This is a genomic window from Nocardia acididurans, from assembly GCF_016741815.1.
GTDB lineage: Bacteria > Actinomycetota > Actinomycetes > Mycobacteriales > Mycobacteriaceae > Nocardia > Nocardia acididurans.
Genome location: NZ_JAERRJ010000009.1, coordinates 37,409 through 54,440, shown reverse-complemented (window position 1 = coordinate 54,440; position 17,032 = coordinate 37,409). Strand labels below are relative to the sequence as shown.

The window sequence follows — 17,032 nt, the reverse complement described above, 5'->3', positions numbered from 1 at the left end:
ATATGACCGACTTCAGTGCGATTTCCGGCAAGGTCGTGGTGATCACGGGCGGCGCCCGCGGCATCGGCCTGGCCACCGCCACCGCGCTGCAGGCGCTGGGCGCGAAGATCGCCATCGGCGATATCGACGAGACGACGGTGAAGGAGTCCGGCACGGCCAGGGGCTTCGACCTGTACGACCGGCTCGATGTCACCGATCAGCAGTCGTTCGAGGCGTTCCTGGACGAGGTGGAGCGCCGGCTCGGGCCGATCGACGTGCTCATCAACAATGCCGGGATCATGCCGACCGGGCGGCTGGTGGACGAGCCGGACGCCATCACCCGGCGCATTCTCGACATCAATGTGTACGGCGTGATCCTCGGGTCGAAGCTGGCCATCGCGCGCATGCTGCCGCGCGGGCGCGGGCAGGTCATCAATATCGCGTCACTGGCGGGTGAATCGCATATTCCGGGCCTGGCCACCTACAACGCCAGCAAGCACGCCGTGCTCGGGTTCACCGACACGCTGCGCGAGGAGTACCGGGGCACCGGGCTGCGCTTCTCGTCGGTGCTGCCGACGCTGACGAAAACCGAACTGGGATCCGGGGTTTCGCTGCCGTCGCTGCTCAAGCCGGCCGAGCCGGAGGAGATCGCGGACGCCATCGCCAAGCTGATCGTGGAGCCGAAGTCCAAGGTGCGGGTGACCGCGGTGGCCGGGCTGCTGGCGCAGGTGGTCAGGCTGCTGCCGGAGGCGGTCGGGGATGCGCTGGGCCGGGCGCTGGGCTCGCAGCGGGCGTTCCTCGACGATGTCGACAGCGACAGCCGCAAGGCGTACGAGTCGCGGGTGCGCGGCGAATAACATCCTGGCAATGAGCGGGGCCGCAGCCGAAATCCCTTCGGCCGCGGCCCCGTTCGCGTCCCGCTAGCGAGCGGCCAGCACGAACCGCTTACCCGGATCGACCATCTTCTTGACGGTCGCGCCGTTCTCGTATTCGCCGAGACCGGTCATGTTCCAGCCCGCCGGGCCGCGCGTGAGCATGCTCAGGAAGACGCCGGTGCGCGGTTCACCCTGGGACAGCTCGAACCGCACCAGCTCCGCATTGGTGGTGTCGTCGACCAACCGGCAGAACGCCCGGGACACCCGGTCGAACTTGTGCTCGGAGAACGAATTCACCGTGAAGACAAGCGCGTACACCTCCGGCGGCAATGCCATGAGATCGACCGAGATGATCTCGTCGTCGCCCTCCCCGCGCCCGGTGAGATTGTCCCCGGAGTGCGAGATCGCCCCGTGGAAGGCCGACTGCTTCAGGAAGTACACATTGGCCAGCTTCTTCCCGTTCGCGTCGTAGGCGATCACCGAGGCGTCCAGGTCGATGCGCGGACCGCCCGGCGTGGGATCCCAGCCCAGCGCCATCCGCACCCGGGTCAGCGGCGGCGTCCCCTGCTTGGTCAGCGACACGGTCTCGTTCTTACGCAACGAAACCCGCCCCTTGTCCAAACTCACCGTCGGCTGCCCGAACTTGGCCGTCTGCACCGGCTCGGCACCGGGCGGCGAAGGGGGCGGCGCATACCCCGGCTGCGCGTAACCCGGTGGGGACGGCGGAGGCGCGTAGCCGGGCTGAGCCGGAGACGCGTAACCCGGCTGTGGGGGAGGCGCATAGCCCGGCGGCGGGGGAGGTGAGGATGGGTATGGGGACGGCGGCGGGAAGCCTTGCGCCGACTGGGGTGGGGCGGCGGGGGCGTCGTCGACGCTGATGCCGAAATCGGTTGCGATGCCTGCTAATCCGTTGGTGTAGCCCTGGCCGACGGCGCGGACCTTCCAGGTGCCCTGGCGGCGATAGATTTCGGCGGCTACCAGGGCGGTTTCGGTGCTCAGGCCGGTGGGGGTGAAGGTGGCGAGGGTGTTTCCGGTGGCCGCGTCGAGCACGGCGACGCGCGGCGGACCGGCCTGCCCCCAGTTCACGCCCGCATCGAGACTCGCTGTGACAGCAATCTTTTCGATATCAGCGGGCACCTGGGCGGGGACCACGCGGATCCGGTTGGGCGGTTGCGCCGTGACCCCCGGCCCCTGCGGCTGGTTGTAGAAGATGAAGTCGTTGTCGGAGCGGACTTTTCCATCGACGGTGAGCAGCAGTGCCGCCACATCCACCGTCACGCCCGCGGTGATCTCCACGAGTACGTCGCTCACCGCGAGCGGCGCGTTCGCCCCTTTGGCCAATTCCATAGCGTTCCTCCCGACTGCCTTCCTCAGCCTAACCGGGCGCCGAACCCCCGGTATGTTCTCCGAATGGGTACCGGTGCCACTTTCGTCGGTTTGACCACGCTCGATATCGCGTACGCGGTCGAGATCTATCCGGCCGAGGACAGCAAGACCCGAGCCGCGGACATGTTCATGGCGGCGGGCGGTCCGGCCGCGAATGCGGCTGTGGCGTACGCCTTCCTGGCGCGCGGCGGCGCGAAGCTGGCCACTGTGCTCGGCACGCATCCGCTGACCCAGCCGATTCGCGCCGATCTGCGGGAGTTCGGCATCGAGGTGTGGGATCAGGCGCTGGATCCGGAGCAGCGGCCGCCGGTGTCGTCGATCGTGGTCGCGCGGGAGTCGGGGAGCAGAACGATCGTGTCCCTGGATGATTCGCGCACCAGCGGCCACCGGGAGCTGGCCGAGGGCCGTCTCCTCGCCGGAGCCCGTGTGCTGCTGGTGGACGGGCACTATCCGGAGTTGGCCGTGCAGGCCGCCGGGATGGCGAAAGATTCCGGAGTTCCCGTGGTGCTGGACGGCGGCCGCTGGCGGCCGGAGCACCGGAAGCTGTTGCCGCTGATCGACTTCGCTCTCTGCTCGAGTTCGTTCACGCCACCGGAACTGCCGCCCGGCGACGTCGGGGCGCTGCTCGACTTCGTGCTCGCCTGCGGCCCGCGTGCGGTGGCGGTGACCGATGGCGCTCGGCCCATCCGCTGGGCCACCACCGACGCACGCGGCGCGATACCGGTCTCGAACACCGGCGCGGACGCCGTGGACACGGACGCGCACGCGGGCGTCCTGGACACGGACGCGCACATCGTGGACACGCTCGGCGCGGGCGACATCCTGCACGGCGCGTTCTGCCACTTCCACGAGCGGGGCGAGGATTTCCCCACCGCGCTACGCCACGCGGCCGAGGTCGCCACCTTCTCCTGCCGTTACCTCGGAACGCGCGAGTGGATGCGGCACTGGCGCGCCGCTACCGGTGACGCCTAGCGGAGTCGTCCAGCACCTCCGAAAGCCGTTGCCCGTCAGTCGATCCGGTACCCGGTGCCGTATTTGCGCAGCACCAGGTCGGCCCGTGATCGCGTGTGCTCGACCAGCCGCGCGTTCAGCATGTCGCTGTTCTCGACCTTGGCCCGCGCGTCCCCCGCCGTGCGCCCGCCGCGAATATGCCTGCGCAGCAAGCGTTTCTCGATGATGGGCCGGGGCACGTCGAGGTACCAGGCTTCGTCCAGCAGCGGTCGCACGTCGGCCCATTTGCCTTCGTCGAGGAGCAGGTAGTTGCCCTCGGTGACGACGATGGTCTGCCGGTCGAACACCGCGCCGCCGGGGACGGGTTCGTGGAGTTCACGGGAGTAGGTGGGCCAGGGCACGGTGACGCCGAGGGGGCTTTCGCGCAGCAGCCGTAGTGATTCGACGTATCCGGCGGTGTCGAAGGTGTCGGGTTCGCCTTTGCGGGCGAGGTCGCCCATGGCGCGCAATTGCGCGTTGGTGAGGTGGAATCCGTCCATGGGCGCGACTTCGGCGCGGGCGTGTCCGGCGGCGATATTGAGTTCGTCGCGAATTCCTCTGGCGAGGGTGGATTTTCCGGCTCCGGGCGGGCCTGCCACACCGAGCACGAACCGACCGGACTGTCCGTCAGCACGCCGTCGAATACGCGCCGCCAATTCCGCCAACGAGGTTTCGACACGATGGGGTCGGATCACGCACCAACCCTACTGAATTCCGGAGCCACCACCCGTCGCAGCGCGCGCACATCGGCCACGATCGCGCGAAAAAGTCCATAGGACACCAGAAATGCCACGATGCTCCCGATAGCCATGATCCGGACGTCCACCACCACCAGCGCCAGATCCGCGGGCGGCAGGAACGTCACGCCGAGCACCGCGAACAGCGGAATGCACGCCGCCACCGCCAGATAGACGCCGCTGCGCCGCTCCAACCGGCGCAGCCACACCGCATCCGATTCACTGATCTCACCGTGCCGCAGGAACATCGGATAAACACAGCGCAGCAGATAGAACACGACCAGGAAGAACGGATACACGACCGCGATCGCCCCGCACACCGTCTGCGATATGGCGAAGTGCACCGAGACCGACACCGGCAGCCCGCCGGACAACACGTTCAACACTATCGACGCCGTGAGCCCGGCCAGCACCCACAGCGGCAGCACCACCGCGACCACCCGGTCGCCCATTCGGAGCGTATCGGCGCGGGCCCGGCGAAATGTCGCCAGATCGTATTCGCGGCCGCGCGGCAGACCCAGGAATACCCGAATCGTATAGCGGCACAAAAACACCAGAACCGCCGCGCCGAGTGGGAACAGCACCGAATTCACCAGCCCGATCATGGCCTCGAACGCCCGCTGCGCGTTGTCCGGCAGCCGGTCGGCGATGAGCACCCGATTGACGTGCACGTTGTAGACCGCCACCACCCCGTTCGGGATCAGCACGGCGAGGGCCACCAGCAGTACGCTCCAGCGCCGCAACCGCACCCGCAGACTGTCCGGCGGCGGATCCACCAGCGCCCGTGCGTGCTCGTCCAGGCACAGTTCGAACTGTTCGGCGAGCCGGGCGGGGTTGTCCCAGCGGCGATCGCGATCGGCCTCCAGGCAGGTGAGCAGGACCCGGAGCAGTGCGGCGGGGCAGTCCGGCGGCACCCGGTCGCGTGCGCGCACGCCGACGCCGGCGCGGCGGCGGGCGAGCCTGCTGTCGAGGTCCCCCGATTCCCCGTTCGCATCGGCGGTCTCGTCGAAAGGCAGTGCGCCGGTGAGCAATTCCCACAGCACCACGCCGAGGGAGAAGATGTCGGAACGGATGTCGAGATCGGCGGCGCTGCGGCCGCGGTCGGGATGCCAGAGTTCGAGCTGTTCGGGCGAGGCGTAGGCATTCGACGACGGGAGGCCGTTCCATTCCCGGTTCCGCCGCAATCCGATGCCGAAGTCGGCGAGCTTCGGCACGGCTTCCGCGGTGAGCAGCACATTGTCGGGCCGCACGTCCTGATGCAGCATGCCGTGCCCGTCGGCGTACTCGAGGGCTTCGGCGAGGCGGCGGCCCAGCCACGCGATGGCTTCCGGCCAGCTCAGTCCGGCCACCTCCGCCCGGATGCGGGAGTCGGTGGGCCGGACCTCGCCCTTGTCCTCCACGGCCGCGTCCACGGCGTCCAGCAGCAGTTGCCCGTCGCGCTGTGCGACAGGTGTGGCCCGGACCCGCCGCAGCACATCCCGCAGCGTTCCGCCCGCGATGAACTGCATGGACAGCAGCCGCAACGGATTTCCGCCGGTCTCGTCGTCGAGCCGGCGCTGGTCGAAGACGCGCACGATGTACGGATGGTCCAGCTGTGCGACGGTGACGGAGTCGCCGCCGGTGTCGGCCTCCACGCGCACCGCGACCAGGCGCTGCATGGAGCGCTGCCGGGCCAGGAACATGCGGCTGGCCGCGGTGCCGCCGAGATCGGTGAACAGGTCGAAATCGTCCAGGCGACGGCCGGTTTCGATGCTGTCGGGCAGGCTGGGCGGCTCCGGCGGCTGCTGGTTCGCCGCGGTGAGGCGCTGCCGGATCTCGGTGGCGACCTCCGGGTACTCGGCGGTGAATGCCTCGAGGTCGACCGGCCGGTACCGGCTGCGCACCAGGTACTCGTCGCACACCAGATCCGCGTAGTGCGGACTGTGCGCGAGTTCGGGAAACTCCGCACGGTATTCGGCGATCCGCTTGTCCATACCGCGCCGCAGTCGCCGCTGTCGCAGATCGATCCGCAGCAGGTCCACCAGTACCGCCAGCCGGAGTTCCGGCCCGTCGGGCAGATAGTGCGCGAGCGTGGGCGGCTCGGCGGCCCCGCGCAGGGCGGATTCCCATTCGGCGCCGAATCGGGCCGCGGATAGTTCGCTGACCACCGGCTACCCGAGACTTTTCCCGTTGTCCCGCACGGTGTTTCCGGGCGCGACCACCCGTTCCAGCGCGTGCAGATCCGCCTCCAGCGCGCGGAACAGCGCGTACACGCCGACGAAGGCGAGGATCCCGCCCACGCTGAGCACGCGCACGGCCCCGATCACCAGCGGAATGTCGGCGGGCGGCAGGAAGGTCACGCTGGCCACCGCGAGCAGCGGCACCGAGGCCGCGATGGCGAGGTAGGTGATGCAGCGGTTGCCGAGCCGGTGCAGCCAGACGTAGTCCTCGGCACTGATTTCCCCGTGCCGCAGGAACATCGGATAGATGCAGCGCACCAGGTAGAAGGTGACCAGGAAGAACGGGTAGGCGACGGCGATGGCCCCGCACACCACCATGGACGCCAGGAAGTGCACCATGCTGCGGGTCGGCAGATCCCCGGCCGTGAGCTGCATGGCGACCGGGAAGGTGAGCCCGGCCAGCACCCACAGCGAGAACACCACGAACGCAATGCGTTCCCCGCACAGTAGGACGTCGGCGCGGGCGCGGCGCAGCATCTCCGGCGAGAAGTCGCGGCCCTTGCGTAGTCCGCGCGGCACCAGGATCACGTACCGGCACAGGTAGGCGATGGCCGCGGTGCCGATGGGGAAGAACAGGCCGTTCACCACCAGGGTGACCAGGGTGAAGGTGCGCATCGCCTCCTCGGACAGGCGGCTCACGATGAGCTGGTCGTTGTGCGCGATGTTGTACAGCGAGCTCAGTCCGCTGGGGATCGCGACGAAGGCGGTGACCAGCGGGATCATCCAGCGCCGCAATCTGATCCGCCAGCTGTCCGGCGGCGGGTCGACCAGGTCGCGGGCGCGTTCGTCCAGGCACAGTTCGAGCTGTTTGGCGAGGGCGTTGCCGCTGCTCCAGCGCTGCTCGCGATCGGGCGCGAGGCAGGTGAGCAGGACACGGCGCAGGGCGGCCGGGCAGTCGGGCGGGACGCGGTCGAGGGCGGCGGTCTCGACGCCGGTGCGGCGGCGGGCCAGCATGGCTTCCAGGGTGGTGCGGTCGCCGTGGTCGCCCGGTCCGGCGGTGCTGTCGTCGAAAGGTTTTGCGCCGGTGAGCAGTTCCCACAGCACCACGCCGAGGGAGAAGATGTCGGCGCGGGTGTCGAGGTCGGCGGCGGTGCGGGCGGTGGCCGGATGGCAGGCTTCGAGCTGTTCGGGCGACATGTAGGACAGCGAGCCGCCGAAGTAGGAGACGGGGCTGGCGCCGTCCAGGTTCCGGCTGAAACTGATATTGAAATCAGCCAGCTTCGGAACGGCTTCGGCGGTGAGCAGGACGTTCGCCGGTTTCACATCGCGGTGCAGGACGCCGTGCCCGTCCGCGTAATCGAGCGCCTCGGCGAGCCGGCGACCCAGCCAGGCAACGGTTTCCGGCCAGCTCAGACCCGCGATCTCCGCGCGCACGCTGGAGTCGGTGGGCCGGATCTCGCCCTTCTCCTCCATGGCGGCGTCCACGGCGTCGAGCAGCAGTTGCCCGCTGCGGTCGGCGGCGGGCGTGGCGCGCACCCACCGCAGCACCCCGAGCAGCGTCCCGCCCGGCAGGAACTGCATGTACAGCAGGCGCAGTCGCCGCCCGCTCTCGGTGCGCACCCCCGACATCAGCCGCTGATCGAAAACCCGCACGATGTAGTCGTGATCCAGTTGCGCCAGCGTCTGCGGCTCGGTCCCGTGATCCGCGGAGATCTTCACCGCCACCAGCCGCTGCAGCGACCGCTGCCGCGCCAGGAACACCCTGGCGAAGGCCCCGCTGCCCAGACTGGTCAGCAGATCGAAATCATCGATGCGCTGGCCGATTTCGATACGGTCCAGCAGCGTGCCGGTATCGGGAGTGGACAGCCCGCCCCCGGTGGCGCGAGTCGGATCGGGCGCGGTGACGCCGGTGGGATCGACGTGCTGGGTGAGATCACTGGGATCCGGCACCCGGGTGGTGTCACTGCCGGGCAGGCCCGCCCGCGTCGAGTCGTCCGGTGTGCCCCCCGGATGCGTCGAATCGTCCGGTGTGCCCCCCGGATGCGTCGAATCGTCCGGTGTGCCCCCCGGATGCGTCGAGTCGTCCGGCGGTGTGCCCGCGCGCGTCGACTCATCGGCCGGTCCGCCCAGCCGGGTGAGCTCGTCCGGCGCGGCCCCGAACCAGGTCGATTCGTCGAGCGGCGGACCCACGCGGGTCGAGTCGCCGAGTGCGGTCCGCCCCAGGGTGGATTCGTCGAGCGCGGCGCGGCGGGTGCTCTGGTCCTCGTCGTCGGCGTTCAGCAGTTCGCGCAGCGCCTCGGCCTGCTGCGGGTATTCGCGCAGGCAGTCGCGGGGGTCGACGCGTTCACCGCTGTGGCGGCGGATGACGAATTCCTCGTACACCAGCCCGGCGGGCAGATCACCCGGTGCGAGTTCGGGGAATTCGGAACAGTATTCGCTCAGCCGTTTGCGGGTTCGCTCCCCCGGCGGCACACCGGGCCGCCGCAGCCAGCGATGCCGCATATCGACGCGGACGAGCTCGATCAGCGCATCGCGGCGCAGGGTGGTGGCATCGGGCAGATAGTCGGCGATCCGGGGCGGGTCCGTGCCCGCGTCCCAGGCCGCCGCGAAGGCGGCGACCGCACCGAATTCCCTTCCGGCCGAATCACGGCCGGAACGGTGGTAGGAACCAGAAGTCATGTCCGCACCCATCCGGCCCGGCGCGGATACATCCGAATCCGCACTGTCGATCCATGAATGCCGCAGATAAAATCCGCCACACCCGACAACCATCATCCCCGAGCAACAGCGGGAATGATAACTTGCGGCTCACGAGCGGATCACCCGATTTCGACACGAGGCGACGGGGGAAACACCAGCATGTACGACGAGGGCACCGCGCTGGCCGATGGCACCGCACCCGTGGTGGAGCCCAGCGCCCACCCGATCACGCCCGGTCCGGCCGAGCTTCCCACCGCATCGGCTGTCGATGTTCGACCCACCGAGGAGGTAGCGGTGGCAAGCTATGCGGCCGATTCCGACATTTCGGGCGAAGCGCGCCCGCCGGCCGATACCAGCACCGCGATCGGAATCGCGGCCGCCGTACAGAACGGCGTACTCACCCCCGAGCAGGTGGTGGACGCCGTACTCGACCGGATCCAGACCCTCGATCGGAAAGTGAACGCGTTCAGCAAGGTTCGCGCGGACGCCGCGCGAACCGAGGCCCGCGCGCTCGCCGACCGCCCGGATCTGGACGTACTGCCGCTGGCCGGCGTGCCGATCGCGGTGAAGAACAATATCGATGTGGCCGGTGAGGTGACGCGGGCCGGATCGCTCGCGGGCCCGGACACTCCCGCCGCGGCCGACCATCCGGTGGTACGACGACTACGCTCGGCCGGCGCGGTCGTCGTCGGCCTGACCACGGTTCCCGAATTCGGCCTCTGGGGCGTCACCGACGAGCCCGGGCGAATCACCCGCAGTCCCTGGAACACTCGCTACAGCGCCGGCGGCTCCTCCGGCGGCTCCGGCGCCGCCGTCGGCTCCGGCATGGTGCCCATCGCACACGGCAACGACGGACTCGGCTCGGTGCGCATCCCCGCCGCCTGCTGCGGCGTGGTCGGCGTCAAACCCGGACGGGGCCTGGTGCCTGCCGAAGTCGGCCTCGACGACTGGGGCGGGATGGCCGAAAACGGCGTCCTGGCAACGACAGTCGCCGACGCCGCCCTCATGCTCTCGGTCCTCGCCGACCAACCCGCCCTCGCGGATCTGGAAACCCCGCCCACCCTGCGCATCGGCGTGGCCACCGCACCGCCCACCCCGCTCGCCCGGGTGGACCGCGCCTGGAGCGCCGCCGCCCGCCGGGCCGCCACCGCCTTCGCCGCCGCCGGGCACACGGTCGACATCGCCGAACTCCCCTACCAGGGCGCGACTTCCGCCCTGCTGCTGCGCTGGGTCGCCAATGCCGCCCGCGAAGCGGGCAGCGTCCCCCACCCGGACCGCCTGCAACGCCGCACCCGCGCCCACATCACCGCAGGCAACCTCGTCCGCAAAGCGGGCCTGATCCGCGCCTCCCAGGTGGACCGCATCGAAGCCCGCCTGCTCGACTACTTCGACCACCACGACGTGGTCATCACCCCCACCCTGGCCACCCCGCCGCCGCGCGCCCGCGCCTGGCACAACCTCCCCTGGCTCGCGAATGTCGTTGCCAACGCCAGCTATTCGCCCTTCACCCCGCTCTGGAATCTGGTCGGCTGGCCCGCCCTCACCGTCCCCATGGGCACCCACACCCGCACCGGCACCCCGCTCGCCGCCCAACTCGTCGGCCCCCCGGGCAGCGAATCCACCCTCCTGCGCCTGGCAGCCCAACTCGAATCCGCCCACCCCTGGCGCCGCACCGCCCCCTGACCCACCCCTCGCCCGGCGACCGTCCCCCATCACCCCGGCTTCACCCCAGCAGCCGTCCCTCGTCATCCCAGCGGAATGACGGGGGACGGCATACCCGGATGCGGGTGCGGTCAGACCGTTCGGAGCCACTCCGCAAGGGCTGCTTCGGCATCGGTGTCTCCGGGTGCGCCGACCCAGGCGATGTAGCCATCGGGCCGGATCAGCATCGGACGCTGTTCCGGATCCGCGGCGGCGACGACCACGACGTGCCCCGGCTGCCCGTCCTCACGCACCGGGCCGGGTGTCACCAGGACGAGTTCGCCCTCGCGCAGCGCTTCGTAGAGGCGCGGAGTCTCCCCGATGAGGGGGATGTCCGCGGCGCGGGTGCCGACCAGATGGTCCGCGCCGCTCGGGCGGGGGTAGGCGAAGCCGATGCCGGAGATGGTCCCCGCGGCCTTGTGCGCGACGGGAGGCAGCGAAAGCGCGCCCCCGGCAAGGACATTGCGCACCAGGCGACCGACCTTCGATTCGAGCATGGCCCCGCGAATGATCGCGCCGCTGCTGCGCAGCACCTCCCGCCCCACCGGGTGCCGCTCGGCGTGGTAGGTGTCGAGCAGGCTGTCCGGCGCCCAGCCCTGGACCGCGGCCGCCAGCTTCCAGCCCAGATTGGCCGCGTCCTGCAGACCGGTGTTCATGCCCTGGCCGCCCGCGGGCGAATGCACGTGCGCGGCGTCTCCGGCCAGGAACACCCGGCCCGTCCGGTAGTGCTCCACCTGCCGTTCGTCACTGTGGAAGCGCGACATCCAGCGCGGGTCGTGCATCCCGAAATCGGTGCCGAGAGCCCGGGTCGTGACGTCGCGCAGTTCCTCGAGATCGACCGGTTCGGTGTCGGGCAGCTGGTTGGCGCGGTTCCACGCGAAGATCCGGTACCAGCCGTCACCGAACGGCGCGATGAACGCGAAGGCGTCACCGACGCCGTTGACCGTCAGTACATTCTGCGGTGGTGCGCTGAGCCGCACATCGGCGAGCATGATGGACTTCAGCACCGATCTGCCCGGGAACTCCAGGCCCAGCACCTCGCGCACGCGGCTGCGGTAGCCGTCCGCGCCGACCAGGTACCGCGACCGCACCGTCCGCTGCGAATCCTGGTATCGCACAACGGCTTCGACGCCGTCGCCGGTATCGGTGAAGTCGATCAGCTCGGCTCCGGTCACCAGGTTCGCGCCGAGTTCGGTCGCGCGCTTGCGCAGGACGTCCTCGACGTGGGTTTGCGGCGTGATCAGCAGGTAGGGGAAGCGGCCGTCGAGCTGTGCGCCGAGGTCGATGTCGACGCGGCCGAACAGGCGCAGCTTGTCGATGGTGGCGCCGCCGTCGAGCACCTGCTCGGCGATGCCGCGGGCGTCGAACTGCTCCAGGGTGCGGGCGTGCACGGCGAAGGCGCGGGTGAGGTCCGAGCCGTGCGCGTGCTTCTCCACCAGGGTCGCGGCGACTCCGGCGCGGGCGAGGTCGCCCGCGAGCAGCAGGCCGGTGGGGCCGCCGCCGACGATCAGGACATCGGTTGTCGAGGGAATCATCATGTCCTCCAACGCTTTCAAGATTGCCAACATGTGTTGGCCAACGCTTGTTGACAAGCGTAAGCCCACCCCGCCGGTTGGTCAACACTTGTTGGCCTACACTCGTTGACATGACGACGGAACGAACCCGGAGGTCCGATACCACGCGCGCCGCGATCCTCGCCGCCGCCCGGGAACGCTTCGCCCGCGACGGCTACGACCGCGCCACCATCCGGGCCATCGCCGCCGACGCGGAGATCGACCCGGCCATGGTCATGCGCTACTTCGGCTCCAAGGACAAACTCTTCGCCCTCGCCGCCGAATTCGATCTGCAGCTACCGAATTTCGACGCCACCCCGGAAGCCGAACTGGGCACGGCCCTGGTGACCTTCGCGGTCCACCGCTGGGAATCCGACGAAACCCTGCCCGCCCTGCTGCGCGCGGCCGTCACCAACGAGGGCGCGGCCGACAAGATGCGCGCCATCTTCAGCGGCCAGGTGATGCCGATGCTGCTGTCACGCAGCGTCGATCCGGCCGAGGCCGCGACCCGCGCGGGACTGGTCGGCACCCAGATGCTCGGCCTGGCCCTGTGCCGCTACATCCTCGCCCTGCCACCCGTGGCCGCGATGACCCCCGAGGAGGTCATCGCCTGGCTCGGCCCCACCGTGCAGCGCTATCTCCTCGGGCAGCGCTGACACCGCGGCGGATTCCGACTCAGCGGGCTGGAACGACGCGCACGCCCTGGAAAAACAGCGATGCCGCCCGGCCTGTCGAAACAGGCCGGGCGGCATCGTTTTCCGGTCTTCGCGCGCACGCGCGCTCATCGCGTGGCGGCACCACCTCCGACACGGTGCCGCCGCTCACGGCACTCAGACGTGCGCCGCGGCCTCGGAGACGCGAGGGAGCTCCCGGTTGTCCGCGAATCCACCGTCGAGCACGCGGGCCGCGAATTCGAGGATGGTCGGGCGGTCGTCGTCCGCGCGCCAGGCCACGGCCAGCTCGCACGGGGCGAGGCCGGTGACGGGGCGGGCGGTGAGACCGGGCCAGCGGTACATGGGCACGTTGTTCTCCGCGAGGAGGCAGACGCCCAGGCCGAGGCTGACGGCTTCGAGGCGCTCTTCGGCCGTGGCCGCTTCCGCGCCGATCTTGGCCTGCCGGCCGGAACGGGAGTCCGCGCCGAGCCAGAAGTCGCGGGCCGCACCGGCTTCGGCGGGCATGGCGATGAACGGCTCGTCCGCGAGGTCCGCGAAGTCGATGGTCTCCTGGTTGGCCAGGGCGTGGTTCTCCGGCAGCAGCACCCAGCGCGGCTCGGTGCGCAGCACCTGCCAGCGGTAGCGGCTGGTGTCGGGTACCGGCAGCCACATGAGGGCCAGGTCCGCCTGCCGCCCGGCCAGGCCGGAGGACGGGTCGGTCCAGGACGCGGAGTGCAGGGCGAGCCGATGCCCGCTGGCCGACTCCAGGTCGGTGATCAGCCCGCGCCCGATGGAGGACTGGATGCCGACGCGCAGCACCTCGCCCGCCTCCTGGAGGGCCACATTGGTGACCTCCCAGAGTTCCAGGATCTTGCGGGCGCCCTCGAGCAGTTCCTTGCCCGCGACGGTCAGAGCCACACTGCGCTGGTTGCGGTCGAACAGCACGACATCCAGCTGACGCTCCAGCTGGCGGATCTGCCGTGACAGGGTGGGTTGTGCGATGTGCAGCCGCTGGGCGGCGTTCGTGAAATGAAGTTCCTCAGCGACGGCGACGAAATACCGCAGGTCGCGCAAATGCGGGTCCATAGCCCCTTGCTATCAGAATCGGTCTTGAATTTCCAGCCGTATCCGACCCGAAAGTTTGCTATCCGGGTTTAAAACAGCCGTCAGGTTTGTTGCAGACAGCATAGGGCTTCCCGGAAACATTCCTGTAACCGGATCCGCGAATTCCTGGCCAATGCCGTGAACCGCCCACGCCGGACTCATAAGGTCAGCTGACCAGCAGTAACCCAGACCACGCCCCTGACCGGCCGGATGCCGCCCGGCGGCCGCGCGGATTTCCAGCAACAGCACCCGGCAACCTTCGCACGAAGGACTGAACAGCATCAGTGAGTTTCGTCACACACAAGCCGAAAGCCGCCCGCCGGACTCGGCAGACGGCTTCGAGAACGCCCTCGGGACGCGGCCCGGGCGGGTGCTACTTACCCCCGTAGACCTTCGGGTCGAGAGTGCCGATGTACGGCAGATCGCGGTAGCGCTCGGCGTAGTCCAGGCCGTAGCCGACCACGAACTCGTTCGGGATGTCGAAGCCCACGTGCATGACATCCACCTGGGTGCGCAGCGCGTCGGGCTTGCGCAGCAGGGTCACGACCTCGAGCGACGCGGGATTGCGGCTCTTCAGGTTGCGCAGCAGCCACGACAGCGTGAGACCGGAGTCGATGATGTCCTCGACGATCAGCACATTGCGGCCCGCGATGTCCTTGTCGAGATCCTTCATGATCCGCACGACGCCCGAGGAGGACGTCGAGGACCCGTAGGAGGAGACCGCCATGAACTCCATCTGGGTCGGAATGGTGAGCCGCTTGGCCAGATCCGTCATGAAGAAGATGGCGCCCTTGAGCACGCCCACCAGCAGCAGGTCGCCCTCGGGAGCCCCGGCCGGATACCGCTTGGCAACCAAGTCCGCGATCTCGTCGATCTTTTCCGCGATCTGGTCTTCGCTGATCAGCACCGACGCGATGTCGTCCCCGTACACGTGCGTGGGTTTCCCTTCAGTGATGGTGTCCATCCAACCCGGGCGCGGACTGCTCCGGACCCAGTATGAGCCTGCCATGTTCCCGCGCGGCAACCAACCTGCTCCCACCGGCCGAACCACCCACGGCCACCCCGCCCTGCCCCCGCCAATCCGTGACCAGCGCTTCGACGGCCCGTAAGTTGCTGTCCGTCAATGATTTTGCGCCACCCTCGAGCAACCACGCGCGAATGACGCGCCGCCGCAGCGCCGGGTCCGCAGTGGCGAGCGTCTCGAGATCCAGCGCGCTGCCATCGCGGGCGGCAGCCAGCAACTTTCCGGCGAGCGCATCGAGGAGGACGCCGTCCTCGCGCAGCTGCGCGGCGGTACGAGCCAGCGCGCCGGCGACCCCGCCACCGAGCACCTCCTCCAGCAGCGGCAGCACCTCCGACCGCAGGCGCACCCGGGTGAACTCGGGCGCACTGTTGTGCGGGTCCTCCCACGGCTCGACACCCAGATCCGCGCACAGCTGCCGGGCCACGCTCCGCCGCACACCGAGCAGCGGGCGACCCCACGGCTCGGCGAACTCGGCCATGCCCTGGATCGACCTGCCACCGGAACCCCGCCCCAAACCGAGCAGCACTGTTTCGGCCTGATCGTCGAGGGTGTGGCCGAGCAGAACCGGCACGCCCCCGCGCGCGGCGTCCAGCGCCGCGTACCGCGCCCGCCGCGCCGCCGCTTCGAGACCACCCGCGCGGCCGACCGCCACCGTCAGCACCCGCGCCGAACGACACCCCAGCCGCAGAGCCGCGGCAGCCGCCGCGGCCGCGACCGCCGCGGACCCCTCCTGCAACCCGTGATCCACGACGAGCGCATCCACCACCTCGGCCTCGACGACGGCCGTCGCGGTCAACGCCAGCGAATCGGCCCCACCGGACAGCGCCACCGCCACCACACCGCCGGGTGCGTAGCGGCCCAGCCACGCGCGCACGGCACGCCGCATCTCCAGCGCGGCGCGCGTCTCCGGCAGCCGGGGTCGATCGTTCACCCCCCGATCGTGTCACGCGGCGGCGGCGGGCACCGCGCTCCCAGCGCGACATCGCGCTCCCAGTTGATTGGCAGCAGTGGATTCCGCTCTCAGCGTGCCCGGCTTCGACGGGTTCGTGAGCGCTCAGCCCAGGACGCGCGTCACCCAGCGTTGCGGATCGTTGATTTCGTCTGTGCGGGGCAGGGTTTCGCTGTCGGTCCAGACCGTGTTGAACGCGTCCATGCCGACCGTCGCCACCACTTCGTCCACGAACTTCTTGCCGCGCACGTACTGCGCGATCTTCGCGTCCATGCCGAGCAGCGCGCGCAGCAGTCGCTGCACCGGGTTGGCGGGGCGCTTGCGACGCTGGTCGAAGGCGGCGCGGATGCGGGTCACCGAGGGCACGACGGCGGGGCCGACCGCGTCCATGATGTGGTCGGCGTGGCCTTCGAGCAGCGTGCCGAGCATGAGCAGCCGGTCCAGGGCGTCGCGCTGGGCCTCGGGCTGGGTGGCGCGCAGCAGGCCGATCACGCCGCCCGCCGGATCCTCGATACCGCGTCGGCGGTCACGCACCGCCTCGACCAGGCGGCCGAGCATATCGGCCAGCGGCTCGTCGCCGACCTCGCCGAGGGTGTCGACATTGGTGCGCATGTACTCCGCCAGCCACGGCGCGGAGGAGAACTGCACGCGATGGGTGACCTCGTGCAGGCACACCCATAGTCGAAAGTCGCTGGGCGGCACGCCGAGTGCGCGTTCCACCGCCATGATGTTGGGCGCGACCAGCAGCAACGTGCCGTCGGGACCGCTGAACGGGTCGTACTGCCCGAGGATCGCCGTCGACAGGAAGGCCAGCATCGCGCCCGCCTGCACGCCCGCCGGCTTCCCGACGAACCTTCCCTGCCCCGACTCCGCGCCGGTGCCGGTGAGCTGCGCCATGGAGTCCGCGGCGGCCTGAATCCAGCCCGGCCGGTCCACGACCCGGGCATCGGGCACCGGGGAATCATCGATCAACCGGCTGACCTCACGCACCGGCCCCTCGGCCCGCTTGGACGCCTCGGCCAGCTCGAGGACCGCCTGCTCGGCCGAATACCGGGTGACGCGCGGCCCGGCGGGCACCAGCGCCGCACCGGTGCGGGCGGCGAGATTCCAGTCGACGGATCCGGTGAGGCCGGGCCCCTTCTTACGCGGCTCGCTCACCAGCAATTCACCGCCGCCCGGCTGATCCGCGTGGGCCGAATGGTGTTCGGGTCCGGTCATGTTC

General features: G+C 69.7%; 14 protein-coding genes. 4 read left to right on the top strand and 10 right to left on the bottom strand.

Annotation, left to right across the window (positions count from 1 at the left end; all coding sequences use genetic code 11):
* Window positions 1-2: 2 nt before the first annotated feature.
* A complete protein-coding gene (locus JK358_RS23370) occupies window positions 3-836 on the top strand; it encodes an SDR family oxidoreductase (RefSeq protein ID WP_201950427.1) in 834 nt (277 codons plus the stop codon).
* Between the two features lie 63 nt (window positions 837-899).
* Here JK358_RS23370 and JK358_RS23365 read toward each other — a convergent pair whose 3' ends face one another.
* Window positions 900-2,201, bottom strand: coding sequence for a TerD family protein (locus tag JK358_RS23365; RefSeq protein ID WP_201950425.1), 1,302 nt, complete (start codon window positions 2,199-2,201; stop codon window positions 900-902).
* Window positions 2,202-2,264: 63 nt separating this feature from the next.
* Here JK358_RS23365 and JK358_RS23360 point away from each other — a divergent pair, with 63 nt between their 5' ends.
* Window positions 2,265-3,212, top strand: coding sequence for a PfkB family carbohydrate kinase (locus tag JK358_RS23360; protein WP_201950423.1), 948 nt, complete (start codon window positions 2,265-2,267; stop codon window positions 3,210-3,212).
* Window positions 3,213-3,247: 35 nt separating this feature from the next.
* On the opposite strand, the gene JK358_RS23355 is transcribed toward JK358_RS23360, so the two are convergent.
* The 3 genes from JK358_RS23355 to JK358_RS23345 are packed head-to-tail and all read right to left on the bottom strand — an operon-like array spanning window position 3,248 to window position 8,256.
* Window positions 3,248-3,925: a nucleoside/nucleotide kinase family protein gene (locus JK358_RS23355; protein ID WP_307817691.1), complete on the bottom strand. Its 678-nt coding sequence runs from the start codon at window positions 3,923-3,925 to the stop codon at window positions 3,248-3,250.
* The gene (locus tag JK358_RS23350; protein ID WP_307817690.1) at window positions 3,922-6,114 is read right to left on the bottom strand and encodes a serine/threonine-protein kinase; all 2,193 of its coding nucleotides are present in this window, start codon (window positions 6,112-6,114) and stop codon (window positions 3,922-3,924) included. The genes JK358_RS23355 and JK358_RS23350 overlap by 4 nt, the downstream gene beginning before the upstream one ends.
* A gap of 3 nt (window positions 6,115-6,117) precedes the next feature.
* Window positions 6,118-8,256, bottom strand: a complete 2,139-nt coding sequence (locus JK358_RS23345; protein ID WP_372440720.1) for a serine/threonine-protein kinase — start codon at window positions 8,254-8,256, stop codon at window positions 6,118-6,120.
* A gap of 729 nt (window positions 8,257-8,985) precedes the next feature.
* On the opposite strand from JK358_RS23345, the gene JK358_RS23340 reads away from it, so the two are divergent.
* Window positions 8,986-10,509: an amidase gene (locus tag JK358_RS23340; protein ID WP_201950410.1), complete on the top strand. Its 1,524-nt coding sequence runs from the start codon at window positions 8,986-8,988 to the stop codon at window positions 10,507-10,509.
* A gap of 110 nt (window positions 10,510-10,619) precedes the next feature.
* Here JK358_RS23340 and JK358_RS23335 read toward each other — a convergent pair whose 3' ends face one another.
* Entirely contained in the window at window positions 10,620-12,062 is a 1,443-nt protein-coding gene (locus JK358_RS23335) for an FAD-dependent monooxygenase (protein ID WP_201950408.1), read from the bottom strand.
* A gap of 110 nt (window positions 12,063-12,172) precedes the next feature.
* Between JK358_RS23335 and JK358_RS23330 the strand changes: the two genes are divergently transcribed.
* Window positions 12,173-12,736, top strand: coding sequence for a TetR/AcrR family transcriptional regulator (locus tag JK358_RS23330; RefSeq protein WP_201950407.1), 564 nt, complete (start codon window positions 12,173-12,175; stop codon window positions 12,734-12,736).
* Between the two features lie 174 nt (window positions 12,737-12,910).
* Here the strand turns inward: JK358_RS23330 and JK358_RS23325 are convergent, their stop codons facing one another.
* From JK358_RS23325 to JK358_RS23305, 5 genes are all read right to left on the bottom strand, one after another.
* The gene (locus JK358_RS23325) at window positions 12,911-13,819 is read right to left on the bottom strand and encodes a LysR family transcriptional regulator (RefSeq protein WP_201950405.1); all 909 of its coding nucleotides are present in this window, start codon (window positions 13,817-13,819) and stop codon (window positions 12,911-12,913) included.
* 12 nt (window positions 13,820-13,831) lie between these two features.
* A complete protein-coding gene (locus tag JK358_RS23320; RefSeq protein ID WP_201950402.1) occupies window positions 13,832-14,086 on the bottom strand; it encodes a hypothetical protein in 255 nt (84 codons plus the stop codon).
* Window positions 14,087-14,210: 124 nt separating this feature from the next.
* Window positions 14,211-14,768: a hypoxanthine phosphoribosyltransferase gene (hpt, locus tag JK358_RS23315; protein ID WP_201951388.1), complete on the bottom strand. Its 558-nt coding sequence runs from the start codon at window positions 14,766-14,768 to the stop codon at window positions 14,211-14,213.
* A gap of 16 nt (window positions 14,769-14,784) precedes the next feature.
* Entirely contained in the window at window positions 14,785-15,747 is a 963-nt protein-coding gene (tilS, locus tag JK358_RS23310; protein ID WP_201951363.1) for a tRNA lysidine(34) synthetase TilS, read from the bottom strand.
* Window positions 15,748-15,915: 168 nt separating this feature from the next.
* Window positions 15,916-17,028, bottom strand: a complete 1,113-nt coding sequence (locus tag JK358_RS23305) for an Rv3626c family coenzyme F420 biosynthesis-associated protein (RefSeq protein ID WP_201950400.1) — start codon at window positions 17,026-17,028, stop codon at window positions 15,916-15,918.
* Window positions 17,029-17,032 lie beyond the last annotated feature (4 nt).